The organism is Streptococcus macedonicus ACA-DC 198 (genome assembly GCA_000283635.1).
Taxonomy (GTDB): Bacteria; Bacillota; Bacilli; order Lactobacillales; family Streptococcaceae; genus Streptococcus; species Streptococcus macedonicus.
On sequence record HE613569.1, the window covers coordinates 1284749 to 1303992 of the forward strand.

Sequence of the window (19244 nt, forward strand, 5' to 3'; positions counted from 1 at the left end):
TATTAAACCATTATTTTAAAACTCCCATTGACCATTACGTTGAATGAGACCTGTTGCTGAATCAACTTCAGATTCGTTATTGTAATCAAGATCATCACGTGTTAATAAAATAATTGGTGATTTTTCAGCTGGGACAAAGCCAATCATTTGTCCATCTTTATCTCGAATTGTCACCTCCAATTTCAATTTCAAGTCATTCACATTTGGAATGTGGCAACTATATTTAACAGTTTTTTTACCAGCGCCTGTTGTCATATGTTCTTTTGAGTTATCATTATAAATCCAAATATTGCGGTCAATATCAGTAAATGATAACGCTACATATGTATCCATATCTTGAAGCATATTATATTTGACTTCAAAAGAAATTTCATCTTTTGGTGTTAAGCGTTTTTCAGAAAACAAGTTAATAGAAATATCTGAGATTTTGTCATCTTCTTTAACTTCACGTTCTTCTTGAACATTGTCATCATATTCTTTTTCAGTGTTATCATAACTGTACTGATTAGCGACGTCAAATGGGTTACCATAAGCTTTAACTAATCCATTTTCAATCAAAACGGCACGGTTACAATATTTTTTAACTGCGCCCATATCATGTGTTACAAGAATAGTCGTTTTTCCTGAAGCTTTGCGTTCCAAAAAGTAATCATTACATTTACGTTGGAAAGCTTCATCACCAACTGCAAGGACTTCATCAAGGATAAGCACGTCACCTTGAGCTTTGATGGCTACTGAAAAGGCTAGACGAACTTGCATACCACTTGAGTAATTTTTGAGTTTTTGATTCATGAAATCTTCAAGTTCCGCAAACTCAACAATGTCATCATACATGGCATCTACTTCTTCAGTTGTAAATCCAAGCATGGCACCGTTCATATAAACATTTTCACGTCCTGTTAGTTCTGGATTAAATCCGACACCAAGTTCAATGAAAGATACCATTTTACCATTTACAGTGACTTTCCCCTTTTCAGGAACATAAATTTGAGAAATGATTTTCAAAAGGGTTGATTTACCTGAACCATTTCGTCCAACAATTCCAAAGAAATCTCCCTTGTAAACATCAAATGAAATATCTTTCAAAACATGTTGTTTTCGGTACCCTTTAATTCCTTTAAAACGATTAACTAGCGCTGTACGCAAACTATGTGTTGCTTCCGTTGGCAATTTAAAATACTTACTAACGTGATCAACTTTTACTGCAATTTTTTTATCTGACATTATAAAATCTCCGCAAATTTCTTAGCATTTCTATGGAAAATATTATATCCAATAATAAGAATTAAGACTGGAAGGATATAAGGAATTACTCCCCAAATATGATTATTATAAAGATCCCAGCCACGCATACTACCTGAATAAACAATATAATGACGCATATCTTGAATAATTTGTGCTAATGGATTTAGCATCATCAATTTTGCGACTGTGACTTGACCACGTTGCAAAATAAATGTAAGGGAATAAATAATTGGTGTTGCATACATACCAGCCTGCATCACCACTTCCCAGATAGGACCAATATCTCTATATTTTACAAACAGAGTAGCAAGTACAAAGGCAATGCCCGCTGAGAATAGAAATAACTCTATAAAGAGAGGAAAGATAGTTAACCAACCGAAAGAAACTGTCACGCCATTAACTAATGCAAAAACAAATACAACAATCAAGTTAATACCATAATTAATAGCCGCACCAACAACTGATGAAATAACAATAATTTCTTTTGAAAAGTTCAATTTACGTAATAAATCACCTCGAGATACGATAGACATCATCCCCATATTAGTTGCTTCAGAAAAGAAGTTCCATGTCACCATACCAATTAACAAACTAATTGCATAGTGTGGTGTTCCATCATCGAATCGCAAGAACTGAACAAATACCAAGTACATGATTGTGAAGAGCATCAATGGTTTTAAGATTGACCATAAATGCCCAATTAAACTTCCTTGGTAACGAAGTTTAAAATCTGTTTTTACCATCTCTTTTAATAAGATTTTATTTTCTTTACTAAAGAATTTCATTTATTTCTCCTATAACCAAATTTGGTAATAATTAGTGTTTTAAAGACAAACGTATGGAAGTTTCTGTTCTTACGTAAACCATATTTGTTTAAAGTATGAATACGCTGAGAAAGTGACTTATCCATAATAGTTATAAAATTTTCAACCAATTCTCTGTTTTCTGGTGATAAATTTAAGTCTAGCAGAAAACGTGCTTGTGTTTGACTGGCATCAATTAACCACCAATATTTTTCAACGAGTTTATGTGGTTTTAACCAGTTTTTCATCCGTTTAGACCATGTTCTTGCCCCAAGAACATTAGTGTCATGCTGACGATACAATTCTGTTGGGTAATCGAGGTAAACCAAATGTCCCAAGGCACTAGCAATCAATGCTAAATACCAGTCATGCATTAAGAGATTATCCGTTGTTGTCCAAAGCTCGGCAAGAGCATGATTGATCATCGCTGTTCCACCAGTTACCGTATTTTCGGTTAATTCTTGAACTAGTTTAGTATTGGCATGGTCAGACTGTGTTTTAATCATGCTTTCATGCAAAACATTTAGCTCTCTATCAACAATTTTCAAATCCGTATAAACGAGCAATGGTTTGTCATTGCTATATTTTTCAGCTTCAGCTAAAGTCACCGCTAATTTATCTTCCAACCAGATATCATCTTGGTCAGAAAAGAAATAATAGTCAGCTTTGCTATGTTTTAAAAGCGTATAAAAGTTTTTAATGACGCCAAAATTTTCACGATTATCAGCATTGATAAAGACAATACGTGAATCCTTTTGAGCATATTGCCGAATAATTTCTGGTGTGCGGTCGCTAGAGCCGTCGTCTCGGATATATAATATCCAGTCTTTGACTATTTGTTTTTGAATACTTTTAATCTGCTCAGCCAAAAATTGTTCACCATTGTAGGTGGACATGAGAATATTAATTTTCATTTAAAAATAGTTCCTCATACTCTCCTACTATTTTTTCCCATGTGTAATTTTTTTCAACAATCGCACGGGCACGGTTTCCATATTCTGTAAAATCATAATGACCATCTGCATCATTTATCAAACATGATAAATTACCAGAGGTTTTATTCCAATAAAAGGCACTTGCATCAGCTACTGATTTATTGAAATCAACATTAAGGACAAGATTAAGTTTAGTATGTCCTAGAGCTTCAAGCAGACCTGGATTTGTTCCTCCAACTTCATGTCCATGAATGTAGGCAAATGCATTTTCTCGGATATAATTTAACAAATCACGGTCATAAACTGTTCCAACAAACTTCACACGTTTATCTCTTTCAAAATTCGTCAACCGTTTCAATTTGTCAAAATAAGGATTGTTCTCATGGTTACAAATGATAATCAAATCACGCTTAGTGTTTGATTTCATAAATTCTCGGATTACTGTTTCGTAGTTATTTTCTGAAACAAATCGTCCGACAATCAAGTAATAGCCATTTTCCTTTGTTTGCCAGTTTTCAAAGCATTTTCTAACCTTATAATCATTAGCAGTCAAGCTTGACCTTGTCAAGTCGGTTCCATAAGCAATAAACCGTGTCTTAGCTTCTGGATAAGACTCCTGAATATAAGTTTCAATACCGATATTATCTGAAATCACTAAGTCAGCCGTTTTAGCCATTGATTTTTCAGCATATTTTAAATAAGCTTGAACAGGTTTTGACCATTTAGATCGTTTCCATTCCAAACCATCGGGATTGACAAAAACTTTACCACCGACAGCGTGAATTTTCTTAGCAAAAGGCACGATAAAAGCACCAATCGTATTACCCAAAATATAAAAAATAGGGTGTTCAATGTGTTCTTTTTTTACCATTTGAAGTCCATAATTAATAGCCATCATATCATAAACGATGACCCGAGCAGGACCAATCTTAGGTGCCTTGATGGTAAAACAATCCCCGCTTTCATAGCTAAAGTGCGTTTGATGCTTATCGTCACTCAAACAAGCCACATGATAAACAATGTCTGCGCTCTGCTTATTTTTTACCAACTCCTCAACAAAAGTCTCGAAACCACCGTATTTTGCTGGTAATCCACGACTTCCGATGATGAATACATGTTGCATGGCACACTTCTCCATTCTAAAATACAATCATTTTCATTATACCATAATTTACATAAGCTGGCGAAAGAAAAAGGGAAAGTCTAAGCGACAGAATGTGATGAATTGTACAATTTTTAAATACTACAAAAGCACCTAGGGCATCACAATAAAAAATGAGGTTAGAAAATCTCCTAACCCCATAATCATGTTTTGAAACTGCGACGAACAGTTATTATTTTTTAACGTCTTGTTTGTAAAATTCTTGCAAAGCTTCTTGCCATGTTGGAATAACAAAACCAGTTGCTTTAGCTTTAGCAAGGCTCATTGTAGAGTTAAGTGGACGTTTTGCTTTAGCTGGGAATTGACTTGAATCAACTGGTTTCACCACAACATCAGTATCTTTCAAGATTTCTACTGCGAAATCATACCAAGTTGTATCTTCAGCAGCATCATTTGACAAGTGATAATAACCAAATTCTTTTTGATTTTCTATCAAATAAGTCATAAATTCAGCCAAAGTACGAGTCCATGTTGGACGACCATGTTGGTCGTTGACAACAGTTAATGTGCCATGTGTTTTGGCAAGGTTTTGCATTGTGAAAACAAAGTTTTTACCATAGTTACCAAATACCCAAGCTGTACGGATGATGTAGAATTTATCAGTGTATTTTTCAACAGCTTCTTCACCAAGACGTTTTGTACGTCCGTATTCTGTTTGAGGGTCTGGTGTATCATCAACTTCCCATTCTTGACCAACTGGTTTCTTTCCGTCAAAAACGTAGTCAGTTGAAATGTAAACAAGAGTTGCACCATATTTAGCAGCTGCTTTGGCAACAATTTCTGTACCTATTACGTTAATAGCATAGTTAAGTTCTTTACCTTCATCTTCGGCAGCATCAACGGCTGTATAAGCCGCGCAATGGTAAACAACTGTTGGTTTTACTTGCGCAAATACTTCATCAACTTTTTCAGCGTTTGTGATGTCCATTTCCGCAACATCAACCGCTACGTACTCTTCACCACGTTCATCTAATAAATAGCGTAATTCTGTTCCTAATTGTCCATTGGCACCTGTAACTAAAATCATGTTAGAACTCCTTTAAATTCATTCTCTACTATTTTACATTATTTTTTCAGAAAAAGCACTAGAAAAAGAGAAGAGACTTCTCTTCTCCTTAGTTATATTTTTCTTTTTCAGAATGATGTTTTCCACGCGAAATAGCTGTCTGCTCACTCATTTTAACAACATTGTTAAAGTTTGTATTACTAGGAATATTTTCGATACGATACCAATAAACATCCGAATTTCCACTAATTCATATTCAATAAAAAATTATATTTATTTATAAAAAGATCAACAATCTAATGATTGCTGGTGATATATTTATTAATAGTTATCTAATTCCTAAAGCAATGCGAGCGTAGCGACTCATCTTATCTACCGTCCAAGCTGGGTACCAGACCAGCTTCACTTCAGTATTCGTTACTTCTGGAATTTGGCGCATCACATCATGAATTTGATCTGTAAGAAGATCAGCAAGTGGACATCCCATTGTTGTCAACGTCATATCAATTTCAGTATGACCATTTTGCTCAAAGCGTATTTCATAGATAAGACCTAGATTGACAATATCAATGCCCAATTCTGGGTCAATAACCATTTCCAAAGCTTCAAGGATACGATCTTTGATTTTTGCTACTTCTTCTTCAGTATATTTTTGTTCTGACATAAGCGAACCTCACATTAATAATTAATCTTCGATAAAATCACGGAGTTGTTTACTACGGCTTGGGTGGCGTAGTTTACGAAGAGCTTTGGCTTCAATTTGACGAATACGTTCACGCGTCACATTGAAAACTTTACCAACATCTTCTAGTGTACGCATTTTACCATCATCAAGACCAAAACGCAAACGTAACACATTTTCTTCACGGTCTGTCAACGTATCCAAAACTTCGTCCAATTGTTCACGAAGTACGACACGAGTTGTGTAATCTACTGGGTTTTCAATAACTTCATCTTCAATGAAATCACCAAGGTGACTGTCATCTTCTTCACCGATTGGTGTTTCCAATGAAACAGGTTCTTGAGCGATTTTCAAAATTTCACGAACTTTGTCAGGCGTTATATCCATACGCTCTGCAATTTGTTCAGGCGTTGGGTCTTGTCCAAGTTCTTGAAGGAGGTTACGTTGTTCACGAACAAGTTTATTGATGGTTTCAACCATGTGAACAGGAATACGAATCGTACGAGCTTGATCAGCAATTGCACGTGTGATAGCCTGACGAATCCACCATGTCGCATAAGTTGAGAATTTGAATCCTTTTGAGTAGTCAAATTTATCAACGGCTTTCATCAAGCCCATGTTTCCTTCTTGAATAAGGTCAAGAAATTGCATACCACGTCCAACATAACGTTTTGCAATTGAAACAACCAAACGTAAGTTAGCTTCCGCCAAACGTTGTTTTGCTTGAAGGTCACCAGCAGCAACGGCAACAGCCAATTCTTTTTCTTCCTCGCTAGTGAGCAATGGCACGACACCAATTTCTTTGAGGTACATACGAACTGGATCATTAACCTTGGCAGAATTACTACCAAGTAATTCTTCGTCTGTCAATTCTTCTGGTTTTGGTTCTTCAACGACGTATTTTGTTGATGGATTTCCTTCTTTGTCCGTAATTGAAATACCACCATCTGTCAAACGTTCCAAAAGGTCATCTATTTGATCGGCATCTAGTGAAAATGGAATAACTAATTTTTCAGCTACTTCATCATCAACGGCAGTTCCGTTCTTTTTGTGATTACGAATAAATTCTGCAACTTGAACATTAAAAGTTGTAATTTCTTTTGCCATATTTTCCTCTATTCCATATTTCTTTTTTGGGCAATGAGATCTTCCAAAGCCTCTAAAGCTGCATCAACATCTCCAAGATTGCTAGACTCACGAATGAGTTTGCTTTGCTTTTGCAAATCTCTTTCTCGAAGAAGACGATCACGCTTATCAATAATTTCCTCTATTTCATTATTCGCAATTTCATCTGGTAAATTTTCCTCCAAAACGCGATAATACATCTGGCGTGTTCGGTCATCAAATTGCGCTAAATCATAAGAATTCACCTCACCTTGCTGCACTAATAAATCATACAAAGCTTGCAACTCTTGGGTATCAAAGGTAAATTCGCCACGATTTCTAAATTCATTGAGGAGATAATCGTGTGTCAAAAGTCGGTGCATTAACTGACTTTCTGCTTTGATAATTGCAGATATATTTTTGGAAATAGGTAATTCCACAACAGTCACTCGTTGTTTAACTGCTTCTAATTGCAGATTTGAGCGGTTTTGCAGACGTTCACTATTTACCGATTGCTCGACTTGATAGTAATCAAAGTCAGGCAATAAATCAGCCACCATATTAATATACGAATTTTGTGCTGTAATTGACGGCGATTGCGCAATAATTTTTGAAATTTGCTCGACATAAGCAATCTCTGCTTGGAGATTATCGCTATTTTCAGGTTTCAAGTAATGAATAAGAAATTCTGTACTACTTATCCTGTTATTCTCAAGCAAATTTGCCAAAGCTTGTGGCGAATTTTTTTGGATAAATTCATCAGGGTCCATTTGCTCAGGAACACGCACAATCTCAACGTTAAAGTCTTTTAGAAGCTCCAAAGACTTGGCAATCGCATTTTGACCAGCATTATCACCATCATAAGTCAAAATCACTTTTTTGGCATAACGTTTCAGATGTCTAACATGGTCTGGAGTCAATGCCGTTCCCATAGAAGCGACAGCATTTTCAATACCAGCACGGTAGGCAGCAATAACGTCCATAAAACCTTCCATCAAATAGACTTCATGTTTTTTCGACATTACTGGACGAGCTTTATCTAAATGATAAAGTTCATACGATTTATTGAACAGCGCTGTGGAACGAGTATTCTTATACTTCGCTTGCTTATTTTCAAGGTCCTCTTTGGTCCAAATCCGTCCCGAAAATGCAACAACCTGACCACTGTCATCGGTCAATGGAAACATAATCCGATTTTGAAAAGCATCATAGACACGATTCGTTCTTTCGGACAAACTAAAAAGACCTGAAGCCATTAAAGCATTCTCATCATAGCGTTTTGCTAGAGATTGGTATAAAAAATCAGGTTCGTTTGGCGACAATCCAATATTAAAATAATCAATCAGCTCATCTGTCAAACCACGTTGTGCTAAATAGTTCTTCGCTTCTTGCCCTTCTTTTGTCGTCTTTAAAACAGCATTGTAAAACTTAGCCGCGTCTTTATGAATGTCAATCAATATCTGATTAGGATTTTGTGGCTTTGTTTGTGTCTGTTGAACATCATCTTGCAAAGGGATTCCAGCGCGCTCAGCTACAAGATGAACACTCTCTAAAAAGCTAACCTGTCGATATTCTTCCAAAAACTTATAAACATCACCGGATTTTCCGCAACCAAAACAATGAAAAAATTGCTTGTCTTCTATGACATTAAAAGACGGCGTTTTTTCCTTGTGAAATGGACAAAGTCCAATATAGTTGCGACCAGCACGTGTAAGACTAACCACCTCGCCAATAACATCAACAATATTAACGCTATTTTTTATCTCGGAAATTAATTCTTTGTCAATTGCCAAAAGATCACCTCCACGCACTAATCCCATTTTAGTTTTGTATTTCATTATAACATTTTAAGCGGCATTTGTAAATCTAAAACCCCAAATAGTTGCAATAATTTTAGGAAATTGAATCCCTTTTTTTACTTTAGTTTCTTGACGTTTTCAATCTCAATAGAATCATTTTCAATATAAAAAGTATTTTTTGAAAAGCTCAACATTAACGTTTAATGAATAAGAATGGCATTTTTTGAATATTTCTCTAAATAAATACTAGATTTATTCACATTTTTAGGCAGATAGCTACCTTTTGTATGTTTTTTTTGCTATAATGATACTGTTAACGTTTAAATATAGGAGGTTTTTCTATGATTAAAGAACTCAAAGAGTTTTTGTTCAAGGCCAATGTCCTTGACCTTGCTGTCGCTGTTGTTATTGGTGCAGCTTTCAACGCTATTGTAACATCTCTTGTTAAAGATGTTATCACTCCACTTTTTCTTAACCCTGCTTTGAAAGCAGCTGGTGTGGAAAAAATTGCAGAACTTTCTTGGCATGGTGTTGCCTATGGTAGTTTCTTAAGCGCTGTTATTAATTTTCTAATTGTTGGTACAACCCTCTTCTTCATCGTTAAAGCTGCTAACGCTGCTTCTGCTTTTGGTAAAAAACAAGATGAAGTGGAAGAAGAAGCCGCACCTACACAAGAAGAACTTCTTACAGAAATCCGCGATTTGTTGAAAGAAAAATAATTTTTCAATCTAGAGCATAAAAAGAGACGCTTGGCGCCTCTTTTCTTGTATCTAAATTTAATTAGAATTTTTTACGTTTGCGAGCTGCTTCTGATTTGCGTTTACGTTTTACAGAAGGTTTTTCGTAGAATTCACGCTTACGTGATTCTTGAAGAGTCCCAGCTTTAGTCACAGAACGTTTGAAACGACGAAGTGCATCGTCAAGTGATTCGTTTTTACGTACTACTGTTTTTGACATGTGTTTCACCTCCTCAAGATATTGTAACATTTACACGTTCCTTACTAGGATACCTAATTTATCAAAAAAAGTCAATCCTTACGCGCATTAAAATGCAATAAAAACTAAAAAATACTTCCAAAGAAATTTTCACTATGCTTATGATTTTTTTAAGAATCACTCTCTATACTATAAACAATCCTAATAAACTTTCTTTTTCATAATCTCCTAAGAACGACTGCCTATGGTGGTCGTTTTTCTGGGATAACATAAAATAAAAGGAGCTGACTTTGAACTGCACCCCAAAAGTTAGACAACAAATCTAACTTTTGGGGTGTTTTTCTATGAAATTAAGTTATGAAGATAAAATTGAAATCTATCGCTTACGACAATCTGGTTGGACATGGTCTAAAATCAGTCAAACATTTAATATTAGTAAGTATAACCTTCAATACATGGTCCGTCTTATTGATATACACGGATTGGAAAGCGTTTGTAAAAGGAAAAATAGGTATTATTCTCCTGAACTAAAGCAAGAAATCATAAAAGAAGTTCTGATGAAAGGTAGGTCTCAGCTAGAGGTTTCTCTAGATTATGGATTACCAAATAAGGGAATGCTTCCTAATTGGATAGCGCAATACAAGAAAAACGGGTATACTATTCTTGAGAAATCAAGAGGGAGACCTGTAAAAATGGGACGCAAACCAAAGAAAAAACTTGAAGAAATGACTGAATTAGAGCGTCTTCAATATGAAAATGAGTACCTTAGAGCGGAGAATGCCGTACTAAAAAAGTTGAGAGAACTCCGATTGAGGGACGAAGCAAGGCTCAAAGAGCAACAGAAATCATTCAAGGACTAATCAATGTATTTGATTTAAGAATCCTACTTAATATTTTGAAGTTGTCTCGATCAACCTACTATTATCAGGTTAAACGTCTAACCCAGGTAGATAAAAACAAAGAATTAAAAGAAGCTATTCAAAATATTTATTCTGAGAACAAAGGGAGATATGGTTACCGTAGAATTCACCTCGAACTTAAAAATCGAGGCTATAAAGTTAACCATAAGAAAGTTCAACGTCTGATGACAGAACTTGGTTTGAAAGCTAGAATCCGTGCGAAACGTCGCTATAACTCTTATAAAGGTGAGGTCGGCAAGAAAGCTGATAATCTCATTAAGCGTCAATTTAAAGCTGCCCAACCACTTAAGAAGTGTTATACCGATGTAACAGAGTTTTCAATTCCTGCTAGTGATCAAAAATTGTATCTATCACCAGTTCTTGATGGCTTTAACAGTGAGATTATTGCATACAATTTATCTACCTCGCCAAACTTACAACAACTTAAAACAATGCTTTCCGAGGCTTTTCCTGAACAAACTTATCAGGACACTATTTTACATAGTGACCAAGGATGGCAATATCAACACACTTACTACCATCATTTTCTTGAGGAGCATGGAATGAGACCGTCCATGTCGCGTAAAGGAAATAGCTTAGACAACGGCATGATGGAATCTTTCTTTGGAACATTGAAGACAGAAATGTTTTATGGGTTTGAGAAGGAATTTACTTCTCTCGAAACATTGAAAACAGCTATTTCAGAATATATCAACTACTACAACACTAAACGAATCAAACTTACATTAAAAGGACTAAGTCCTGTGCAATACAGAACTCAATCCTTAACTTAAATATTTAGTCTAACATTTGGGGGTCACTTCACTTTCAGCTCCTTTTATTATTCGTCTTCATCAACCGCATCACCTGTAAGTTGTGCTGCGTCTGAAATGAATTGTTTGTATTTATCTTCTTTGGCTAATTTTTTGATGACTTTGTTAACTGTTTTTACCAATTCGCCGCTATCTTTTGGCATAGCTACTGCTTTGGCGTCACCTTCGCCTGTTTCAAGAGCAAAGCTTGCTAGAGCTAAGTCAGAATTTTGTGAAAGGTAACCTTCTGCGACTGGTTTTTCCAAATCGACAGCTTGAACTTGACCAGATTTTAATTCATTAATAGCTTCGCCCATAGCTGTTAACGAAACAATGTTAGAATCTGATAGTTGGTCTTTTGCCAAATTTTCTTCAATCGTTCCTTTTTGAACTGCCACTTTTAAACCTGACAAACTATCAACTGATGTGTAGGTATCAACATCACTCGCTTTAACTAAAATAGCATTTTCAGTTTCATAATAGGCATCTGAAAAGTCATACACTTTGGCACGTTCTTCAGTATAAGACAAACCAGAGATTGCCATGTCAGCTTTTCCTGTTTGAAGACTTGAAAGAACATTGTCAAAACTCATTGATGATAGTTCTAATTCGACACCAAGTTCATCAGCAATAGCTTGCGCCAATTCCACATCAGCACCAACAATGGTATCTTTGCCATCAACCAAAGCTTTGAACTCAAACGGGGCGTAGTCTGGGCTGATAGCCACAACTAATTTCCCTTTTTTGACAATTTTTTCTTGTAAATTTTCATTTGATGACGAGCCACAAGCAGCTAAAGTCAGCACAGAAATCAGCGCAAGAACCCCTAAAAATATTTTTTTGATTTTCATATTTATTCTCTTTTCTCTTAAACTTATCTCTATTTTAGCTATTTTTTTGCAATACGTCAACGAGTTTTTGAATAAAAATTCAGTTTTTCAGTCGGTTGTATTTTACAAGATTTCCTTAAAATTCTTTCAAACATGCCGATAATAACTGCAAGCCCTGTTTTAGTGTTTCTTGCTGGCAAGAATAGCCTAAACGAACATAACCTTCTCTATCAAAACGATTTCCTGGAACCAATAAAACACCATATTTTTGCAATAACGTTAAGCAAAATGTTTCGCTTGGAACATTAACATCAAGCTTAACAAAAGATGTCGGTACTTCTGCAGGACGAATGTAAGACGCTTTAGGTTCTGAGGCAATCCATTGATCAAGAATTGCCAAATTTTCTCTGACAATATGGCGATTTCGTGCCAAAATAGCTCCTTTATGCTCAAGTGCTAAACTGGCTACCATATCATCAAAAACGCCCGCACAAATCATGGTGTAATCCCGATAATCTCGTAAAATATCAGTTACCTCATCACAAGCTGCTACCCAGCCGACACGAATACCAGGTAGTGAAAATATTTTTGAGAGACTGTTAACCGAGATTCCCTTATCATACAAATCTATAATAGAAGAAACTTTTTTAGTCGTAAACGAACGATAAACCTCATCTGCCAAAATATAAGCCCCACACGATTTCGCAATCGCAACTAACTCTTGCAAATACTCATCGTCCATAACAGCTCCCGTTGGATTGTTGGCATTATTAATGCAAATCATTTTGGTATTTGGGCGAATTAGCTGATGCAATTCATCTAAATCAGGCAACCAATTATTTTCCTCTTTGACTTGCCAAAGGTCAACTTCGGCTCCCAATGATTTTGGAATATCATACAACTGCTGGTAAGTCGGATAGATAGAAATCACATGGTCTTTTGGTTCAATCAATCCATATAAAACCAACATATTCGCTCCCGTTGCCCCATTGGTCTGAAGAATCTGACTTTCTGCTACCGAATGGTAGAGATTACTAACTGCCCTTTTGAATTCAGGTGAGCCTTCAATCCAACCATAATTTAACTTTTTAGTTAATAATTCTTGGTAAAACTCTTCTTGCGAAATGCCAGCCAAGTCAAATAATTCTTGCAAAGTCAGCGCATCAATTGAAACGCCTGCCATATCATAGATTGCTTCCTTTTCATGGACATTAAGCCATTCTTCAACGCCAAAACGTGGTAATTTCATCTCAAACCTCACGGACTTTCTATTACTATCATCATTTTACTATGATGACATAAAAACTGAGAATGAAAAGCTCTCAGTCTTGACATTATTCATCTGAACTTGAACTACTTTGTGTGTAAGTCGCTGCTTTTTCAAGCCAAGCATCAAAATCACCAGAACCTTTAGCTTTTTTGATAACGTCATTGACGGTATCGATTAAGTCTTGATCTGTTCCTTTCGCAAATGCGACTGCGTAAGCATCTGTATCACTTGATTCTAAGGTCATATCTGCAATCATCAAATCGTCATTTTGTGAAACATAGCCTTCGGCAATAGTTTTCTCCAAAACAACTGCTTGAAGCTGATTATTTTTCAATTCATTAATCATTTCGCCGTTTGATGTTAAGGAAACAAGGCTCGAATCCGGCAATTGGTCTTTCGTAATGTTTTCTTGAATTGAACCTTTTTGCGCACCAACTGCTTTTCCTGCCAAACTTTCAAGTGTGGTATAGGTTGCCTCGTCCGATTTTTTTATGATGACAATATTTTCAGCCTCATAGTAAGCGTCCGAAAAGTCATAAGCTTTCTTACGTTCGTCCGTTACTGAAATTCCTGAGATTGCAAAATCTGCTTTCCCAGAAGTAACCGAAACCAATACATTGTTAAATGACATTACCGAAAAATCTGCATCAACACCAAGAGCATCAGCGATAGCATTTCCCAGTTCAATATCGGCACCAACAAGAGTATCTTTTCCATCAATTAGTGTTTTAAATTCAAACGGTGCAAATTCCGACTCTGTTGCAATTACAATTTTCCCTTTATCTTGAATACCTGATTGACTGACACCTGTCGAAGATGAATAAGCTGACAAACTTCCTACTATTATGAGTAAGATAAATCCCCTAAAAAACTTTTTCATACAGTATCCCCTTAGTCGTCAGAGTCACTAGAATCGCTAGAGTCACTTACTGATAATTCGTAAGCCTCTTGAATGAACTGATCAATTTTTCCAGATTCTTTTAACTCCTTGATAACTTTATTAACTTTCTTAGTTAATTTTGTGCTACCTTTAGGAAGAGCAACTGCGTAGGCATCAGCATCATCTGACGTTAACGTGATATCTGAAATAGTAAGGTCGCTGTTATTTGCAACATAACCTTCGGCAATTGGTTTTTCAAGGACGACTGCTTCAATTTGTGAATTTTTTAATTCGTTAATCATTTCACTGTTTTGTGTCAATGAAACGACTTTTGCACCTTTCAATTGTTCAGAGGCAACTGTTTCTTGGATACTTCCTTTTTGAGTACCAACTGATAGACCGTCTAAAGAGTCTGTATCTGTATATTTATCAATATCTGTTTTTCTGATAAGAACAACATTCTCAGCTTCATAATAAGGGTCTGAGAAATCATAAGCTTTCTTACGTTCTTCTGTTGCTGAAATTCCTGAAATAGCAATGTCTGCTTTACCAGATTGGAGACTTGCAAGAACGTTATTAAATGACATTGATGAGAATTTGACATCCACACCAAGTTCTTCTGCAATAGCTTTAGCAATCTCAACATCAGCCCCAACAATAGTATCTTTGCCGTCAATCAATGTTTTAAATTCAAACGGAGCGAACTCTGGGTTCAACGCAACAACAAGTGTCCCTTTGTCTTCGATGTCTGATACTGATGTATCTTCTGAACTGCTAGAACCACAAGCTGACAATAGGAAAAGCGAAGCCACCGCTACTGCTAAACCACCAAATAATTTACTTACCTTCATAATCATCTTCTCTTTTCTTTTTGATATAAATACATTATATTTAATATTTATTCATTTGTCAACTTATATTTTTATAAAAATTCAACATTTTTACATTATTTCTGTATAAAATAGTAAAAAGGCTGATTTATCAGCCTTTTTTGTATTTACACATTGCGCGTTATTGTCTTATTTGCTGTGCCAGATTTCGTTGTTGTATTGTTCAATTGTACGGTCTGATGAGAAGAAACCAGCTTTGGCAATATTTTTAACGACTTTTGTCATCCAAACTTTTTGGTCTTCGTAATCAGCAAGCATTTGTTCTTTAACAGCAATATATTCTTTAAGGTCAATCAAAGTCATGAACCAGTCTTTGTTAATCAATTCATTGTAAAGACGCTCAAGACGTTCTGCTTTACCATGTTTCACTAACTCATCACTAACGATGAAGTCAACAGCTTCTTTGATAACTGGGTCATTTTCATAGTAATCAGTTGATACATAACCTCCCGTTGCATAAAGGTCAATGATGGTATCAGAATCTTTACCAAATGTATAAATATTATCCATTCCTACCAATTCAGCAATTTCAACATTGGCACCATCCATTGTACCAAGAGTCAATGCACCGTTGAGCATGAATTTCATATTACCAGTACCTGAAGCTTCTTTTGATGCAAGAGAGATTTGTTCAGAAATATCTGTCGCAGGAATTAAGTGTTCAGCAACTGTAACGTTATAGTTTTCAACCAAGTGAACATTTAGGTATTGGTTAACTTCTGGGTCGTTGTTAATCACTTCTGACAAGCAAAGAATCAAGTGAATGATATCTTGGGCAATGATGTAAGCAGGTGCTGCTTTACCACCAAAGATAACAGTAAGCTTACGTTCTGGCAAGTTACCACGTTTGATTTCAAGATATTTATGAATGACATAAAGAGCATTCATTTGTTGACGTTTGTACTCGTGGAAACGTTTAACTTGTGTATCAATAATTGAGTTCTCGTCAAGTTCAATACCTTTATTTTCTTTGAGGTAACGTTTAAGAGCAAGTTTATTATTGTGCTTGATTTCAGCCAATTTAGCATGAACAGCTTCATCATCAGCAAAAGCAAGTAATTTTTCAAGCTTAGTCGCATCAGTCAAGTAGTCATCGCCGATAAGTTCTTTGATATAGTCAGCCAAATCTTCATTGGCAAATTCAAGCCAGCGACGGAATGTGATACCGTTTGTTTTGTTGTTGAATTTTTCAGGATAAATATCATAGAATGGTTTCAACTCACTGTTTTTAAGGATTTCAGTGTGAAGCGCAGCTACCCCATTGACAGATGTTGAGAAATGAATATCCATATGTGCCATGTGAACACGGTCAGCTTCGTCAATAATTTGAACAGCTGGGTCAGAGTATTCGCTAGCAATCAATGTATTCAATTTTTCAATGATTGTTACCAAATGAGGAACAACTTCGTTAAGGTAGTCAAGAGGCCATTTTTCAAGTGCTTCTGCCAAGATAGTGTGGTTTGTGTAACCAACCATATTTTTCACGATTGAAACAGCTTCGTCAAAGTCAATGTCATGTTTTTCAGTCAAAAGACGGATAAGTTCTGGAATGACCATTGATGGGTGAGTATCATTGATTTGCACATAAGCATAATCAGCCAAGTCATGCAAGTTTGACCCACGTTCAATAGCTTCATCAATCAATAACTGTGCCGCATTTGAAACCATGAAATATTGTTGGTAAATACGAAGCAATTCACCGTTTTTATCTGAATCATCTGGGTAAAGGAAGAGTGTTAAGTTTTTCTTGATTTCCGTCTTATCAAATGAAATACCGTCATGAATCAAACCATAATCAAGACCGTCAATATCAAACAAGTTCAAATAGTTTTTAGTGTCACGTTTATAACCCAAAACATCGATACGGTCAAGACGAGATTTAAGTGTGAAATCTTTAAATGGCACATCATAACTGATATCAGTTGGAATAAGCCATGAATCTTTTTCAATCCAGTAGTCAGGTTCTGCTTCTTGTTGGTTATCAACGAAAACTTGTTTGAAAAGTCCACAGTGATAGTTAAGACCGACACCTTCACCGTTGATACCAAGTGTTGACATTGAATCGATAAAACATGCTGCCAAACGACCAAGTCCACCGTTACCAAGAGATGGTTCAGGTTCAATATCTTCTACTTCAGCAATTGATTTCCCTGCTGCTGCTAATTCAGCTTTAACATCTTTGTAGATGCCAAGGTTAATAAGGTTGTTTGACAATAGTTTTCCGATAAGGAATTCAGCAGAAATGTAGTAAACTTTGCGTTTTGCTGTGTTTTTTGGTTTTTCAGCCGCCAATTCTTTAACGTAATGTAAAAGCGCTACATAAATATCTTCATTGCTCAATTCAGCAAGCGTTTGTCCTTTTGATTCGAGATAGTTTGTGAAATTAGTTGTCATTTTTAGTTTCCTTTTCTTCTTTAATTGTCGTTTTAAATGTATTTTTGCGGCAATAGAGTGCTGTAATGTCTTTCAAGAAAACTTTTCGCTCATCTGTCAAATCTTCCTTAAGCATACGCCATTGCCAGTTGCCACCAACAGTATTTGGAATATTCATGCGGCTATCAGCTGGTTTATCAAGTAGATCTTGCATTGTCGCAATCGCAACATCACTAACAGTCGCAAACAATGTCCGAAGCATAGCTTCTGTAATCGGTTCGTCTTCACTACGGTGAGTGTAAGCATTCACAAATGCTTTTTGCTCGTCAGTCAAGTTGTCATACCAACCGTTGACGACTTCATTATCGTGTGTACCATTGTAAGCAACACTGTTTTTATTGCAGTTATGCGGTGCATCAATACTCTTTCCTTCGGTATCATAGAAGCCAAATTCAAGAATCTTCATGCCTGGAAAACCTGTATCCGTCAACAACTGTTCAGCTTTTGCATCAATGTAACCAAGGTTTTCAGCAATAATTGGAAGGTCGCCAAGTTCGTCTTTGACAACATCAAACAAAGCACGTCCTGGACCTGGTTCCCAACTACCGTCATTTGCTGTTTCGTAGTCACCACGGATTTCCCAATAATCTGAGAAGCCTTTGAAATGATCAATACGAAGAAGATCATACAATTTGAAGCTTTCTTGAATACGGTAAACCCACCAAGCATAATTCGTCTTAGCATGGTTTTTCCAATCATAAATTGGATTTCCCCAAATCTGACCATCATCACTGAATTCATCCGCAGGAACACCAGCAATGCAAAGTGGATTTTTATCACTATCTACTTTGAACAGTTCAGGCATTGTCCACACTTCAACACTATCAGCTGAAACGTAAATTGGCATATCACCAATAATTTCAATCCCATTTTCATTAGCATAAGCTTTGAGCTTAGCCCATTGTTGATAGAAGAAATATTGAGTGACTTTATGGTAAAGAATAGCGTCTTTTAATTTAGCACGGTAAGTTTCGAGAGCTTTTTCTTCTCGTCTAACAACCGCTTTATCATCCCATTCTTGTAGAGCTTTGTTATCAAAAAATTCTTTAATTGCCATGAAATCTGCAAAATCTTGGAGCCAGCTAGTATCTTTTTCAAATTCAGCTAATGCTTCAACATTTTCCTTTTGGCTTAAGAAGGCTTTGACGGCTTTTTCCAAAATAGGACGGCGCAATTCAAAAATACGAGCGTAATCAACAGACTCTAAATCATCACCAAAATTAACGGTTTCAAAATCTTTTTTATCAAGGTAACCTTGTTCACTAAGGAGTTCAAGGTCAATCAGATGCGTATTCCCCGCAGTAGCTGAGAACGATTGATAAGGGGAATCACCATAACTTGTCGTTGTTAGTGGTAAAATTTGCCAATATGTTTGGTCAGTTTCAACTAAGAAATCAACAAAGTCATAGGCTTCTTGTCCGAATGTTCCCACCCCTTGCTTTCCAGGTAGTGATGTGATATGCATCAATACACCACTTGCACGTTTTTTCATACGTTTTCTCCTTTATCAACTATCTTTACACTGCAAATTATAACGCAACCGTTTGCGTAAGTCAAC

Annotated in this window: 17 protein-coding genes; 2 read left to right on the top strand and 15 right to left on the bottom strand. The window is 36.1% G+C overall.

Annotated elements, in window-relative coordinates:
* Positions 1-15: 15 nt before the first annotated feature.
* The 8 genes from SMA_RS06470 to dnaG form a co-directional block, all read right to left on the bottom strand.
* Entirely contained in the window at positions 16-1224 is a 1209-nt protein-coding gene (locus SMA_RS06470; protein ID WP_014294798.1) for an ABC transporter ATP-binding protein, read from the bottom strand.
* Positions 1224-2030 carry an ABC transporter permease gene (locus SMA_RS06475; protein WP_014294799.1) on the bottom strand — a complete coding sequence of 269 codons (807 nt, stop codon included), beginning with the start codon at positions 2028-2030 and terminating at the stop codon, positions 1224-1226. The genes SMA_RS06470 and SMA_RS06475 overlap by 1 nt, the downstream gene beginning before the upstream one ends.
* Positions 2027-2962, bottom strand: a complete 936-nt coding sequence (locus tag SMA_RS06480; protein WP_014294800.1) for a glycosyltransferase family 2 protein — start codon at positions 2960-2962, stop codon at positions 2027-2029. Before SMA_RS06480 ends, SMA_RS06475 begins: the two co-directional genes overlap by 4 nt.
* Positions 2952-4106, bottom strand: a complete 1155-nt coding sequence (gene cps2T / locus SMA_RS06485) for a beta 1-4 rhamnosyltransferase Cps2T (RefSeq protein WP_014294801.1) — start codon at positions 4104-4106, stop codon at positions 2952-2954. The genes SMA_RS06480 and cps2T overlap by 11 nt, the downstream gene beginning before the upstream one ends.
* Before the next feature lie 211 nt (positions 4107-4317).
* On the bottom strand, positions 4318-5172 hold the full coding sequence (rfbD, locus tag SMA_RS06490) for a dTDP-4-dehydrorhamnose reductase (protein WP_014294802.1): 855 nt from the start codon (positions 5170-5172) through the stop codon (positions 4318-4320).
* Between the two features lie 307 nt (positions 5173-5479).
* Positions 5480-5815 carry a metal-sulfur cluster assembly factor gene (locus SMA_RS06495; protein WP_014294803.1) on the bottom strand — a complete coding sequence of 112 codons (336 nt, stop codon included), beginning with the start codon at positions 5813-5815 and terminating at the stop codon, positions 5480-5482.
* Positions 5816-5836: 21 nt separating this feature from the next.
* Positions 5837-6940, bottom strand: a complete 1104-nt coding sequence (gene rpoD, locus SMA_RS06500) for an RNA polymerase sigma factor RpoD (RefSeq protein WP_014294804.1) — start codon at positions 6938-6940, stop codon at positions 5837-5839.
* Between the two features lie 8 nt (positions 6941-6948).
* Positions 6949-8757, bottom strand: coding sequence for a DNA primase (gene dnaG / locus SMA_RS06505; RefSeq protein WP_014294805.1), 1809 nt, complete (start codon positions 8755-8757; stop codon positions 6949-6951).
* A gap of 320 nt (positions 8758-9077) precedes the next feature.
* Between dnaG and mscL the strand changes: the two genes are divergently transcribed.
* Positions 9078-9455, top strand: a complete 378-nt coding sequence (mscL, locus tag SMA_RS06510; RefSeq protein WP_014294806.1) for a large conductance mechanosensitive channel protein MscL — start codon at positions 9078-9080, stop codon at positions 9453-9455.
* A 61-nt stretch (positions 9456-9516) separates the two neighbouring features.
* Here the strand turns inward: mscL and rpsU are convergent, their stop codons facing one another.
* Positions 9517-9693 (bottom strand): 30S ribosomal protein S21, encoded by a 177-nt coding sequence (gene rpsU, locus SMA_RS06515; protein ID WP_000048058.1) that lies wholly within the window; start codon positions 9691-9693, stop codon positions 9517-9519.
* 323 nt (positions 9694-10016) lie between these two features.
* Here rpsU and SMA_RS11045 point away from each other — a divergent pair.
* A protein-coding gene (locus SMA_RS11045; protein ID WP_115266054.1) for an IS3 family transposase occupies positions 10017-11365 on the top strand; the annotation gives its coding sequence in 2 pieces (ribosomal slippage) (positions 10017-10458 and positions 10458-11365; 1350 coding nt in all).
* A 47-nt stretch (positions 11366-11412) separates the two neighbouring features.
* Here SMA_RS11045 and SMA_RS06530 read toward each other — a convergent pair.
* The 6 genes from SMA_RS06530 to malQ form a co-directional block, all read right to left on the bottom strand.
* Positions 11413-12234 (bottom strand): ABC transporter substrate-binding protein, encoded by an 822-nt coding sequence (locus SMA_RS06530; RefSeq protein ID WP_014294807.1) that lies wholly within the window; start codon positions 12232-12234, stop codon positions 11413-11415.
* A 115-nt stretch (positions 12235-12349) separates the two neighbouring features.
* Entirely contained in the window at positions 12350-13462 is a 1113-nt protein-coding gene (locus SMA_RS06535; RefSeq protein ID WP_014294808.1) for an aminotransferase, read from the bottom strand.
* A gap of 85 nt (positions 13463-13547) precedes the next feature.
* On the bottom strand, positions 13548-14363 hold the full coding sequence (locus tag SMA_RS06540) for a transporter substrate-binding domain-containing protein (RefSeq protein WP_014294809.1): 816 nt from the start codon (positions 14361-14363) through the stop codon (positions 13548-13550).
* Positions 14364-14374: 11 nt separating this feature from the next.
* Complete coding sequence (locus SMA_RS06545) at positions 14375-15214, bottom strand: ABC transporter substrate-binding protein (protein WP_411198052.1); 840 nt, start codon at positions 15212-15214, stop codon at positions 14375-14377.
* A gap of 168 nt (positions 15215-15382) precedes the next feature.
* Positions 15383-17647 (bottom strand): glycogen/starch/alpha-glucan family phosphorylase, encoded by a 2265-nt coding sequence (glgP, locus tag SMA_RS06550; RefSeq protein ID WP_014294811.1) that lies wholly within the window; start codon positions 17645-17647, stop codon positions 15383-15385.
* Positions 17637-19178 (bottom strand): 4-alpha-glucanotransferase, encoded by a 1542-nt coding sequence (gene malQ / locus SMA_RS06555; RefSeq protein WP_014294812.1) that lies wholly within the window; start codon positions 19176-19178, stop codon positions 17637-17639. The genes glgP and malQ overlap by 11 nt, the downstream gene beginning before the upstream one ends.
* Positions 19179-19244: the final 66 nt, after the last annotated feature.

Excerpts from the sequence above, each read along its gene's own strand:
- SMA_RS06470 (WP_014294798.1), bottom strand. The coding sequence starts at position 1,224 with ATGTCAGATAAAAAAATTGCAGTAAAAGTTGATCACGTTAGTAAGTAT.
- SMA_RS06475 (WP_014294799.1), bottom strand. The coding sequence starts at position 2,030 with ATGAAATTCTTTAGTAAAGAAAATAAAATCTTATTAAAAGAGATGGTA.
- SMA_RS06480 (WP_014294800.1), bottom strand. The coding sequence starts at position 2,962 with ATGAAAATTAATATTCTCATGTCCACCTACAATGGTGAACAATTTTTG.
- cps2T (WP_014294801.1), bottom strand. The coding sequence starts at position 4,106 with ATGCAACATGTATTCATCATCGGAAGTCGTGGATTACCAGCAAAATAC.
- rfbD (WP_014294802.1), bottom strand. The coding sequence starts at position 5,172 with ATGATTTTAGTTACAGGTGCCAATGGACAATTAGGAACAGAATTACGC.
- SMA_RS06495 (WP_014294803.1), bottom strand. The coding sequence starts at position 5,815 with ATGTCAGAACAAAAATATACTGAAGAAGAAGTAGCAAAAATCAAAGAT.
- rpoD (WP_014294804.1), bottom strand. The coding sequence starts at position 6,940 with ATGGCAAAAGAAATTACAACTTTTAATGTTCAAGTTGCAGAATTTATT.
- dnaG (WP_014294805.1), bottom strand. The coding sequence starts at position 8,757 with ATGGGATTAGTGCGTGGAGGTGATCTTTTGGCAATTGACAAAGAATTA.
- mscL (WP_014294806.1), top strand. The coding sequence starts at position 9,078 with ATGATTAAAGAACTCAAAGAGTTTTTGTTCAAGGCCAATGTCCTTGAC.
- rpsU (WP_000048058.1), bottom strand. The coding sequence starts at position 9,693 with ATGTCAAAAACAGTAGTACGTAAAAACGAATCACTTGACGATGCACTT.
- SMA_RS06530 (WP_014294807.1), bottom strand. The coding sequence starts at position 12,234 with ATGAAAATCAAAAAAATATTTTTAGGGGTTCTTGCGCTGATTTCTGTG.
- SMA_RS06535 (WP_014294808.1), bottom strand. The coding sequence starts at position 13,462 with ATGAAATTACCACGTTTTGGCGTTGAAGAATGGCTTAATGTCCATGAA.
- SMA_RS06540 (WP_014294809.1), bottom strand. The coding sequence starts at position 14,363 with ATGAAAAAGTTTTTTAGGGGATTTATCTTACTCATAATAGTAGGAAGT.
- SMA_RS06545 (WP_411198052.1), bottom strand. The coding sequence starts at position 15,214 with ATGAAGGTAAGTAAATTATTTGGTGGTTTAGCAGTAGCGGTGGCTTCG.
- glgP (WP_014294811.1), bottom strand. The coding sequence starts at position 17,647 with ATGACAACTAATTTCACAAACTATCTCGAATCAAAAGGACAAACGCTT.
- malQ (WP_014294812.1), bottom strand. The coding sequence starts at position 19,178 with ATGAAAAAACGTGCAAGTGGTGTATTGATGCATATCACATCACTACCT.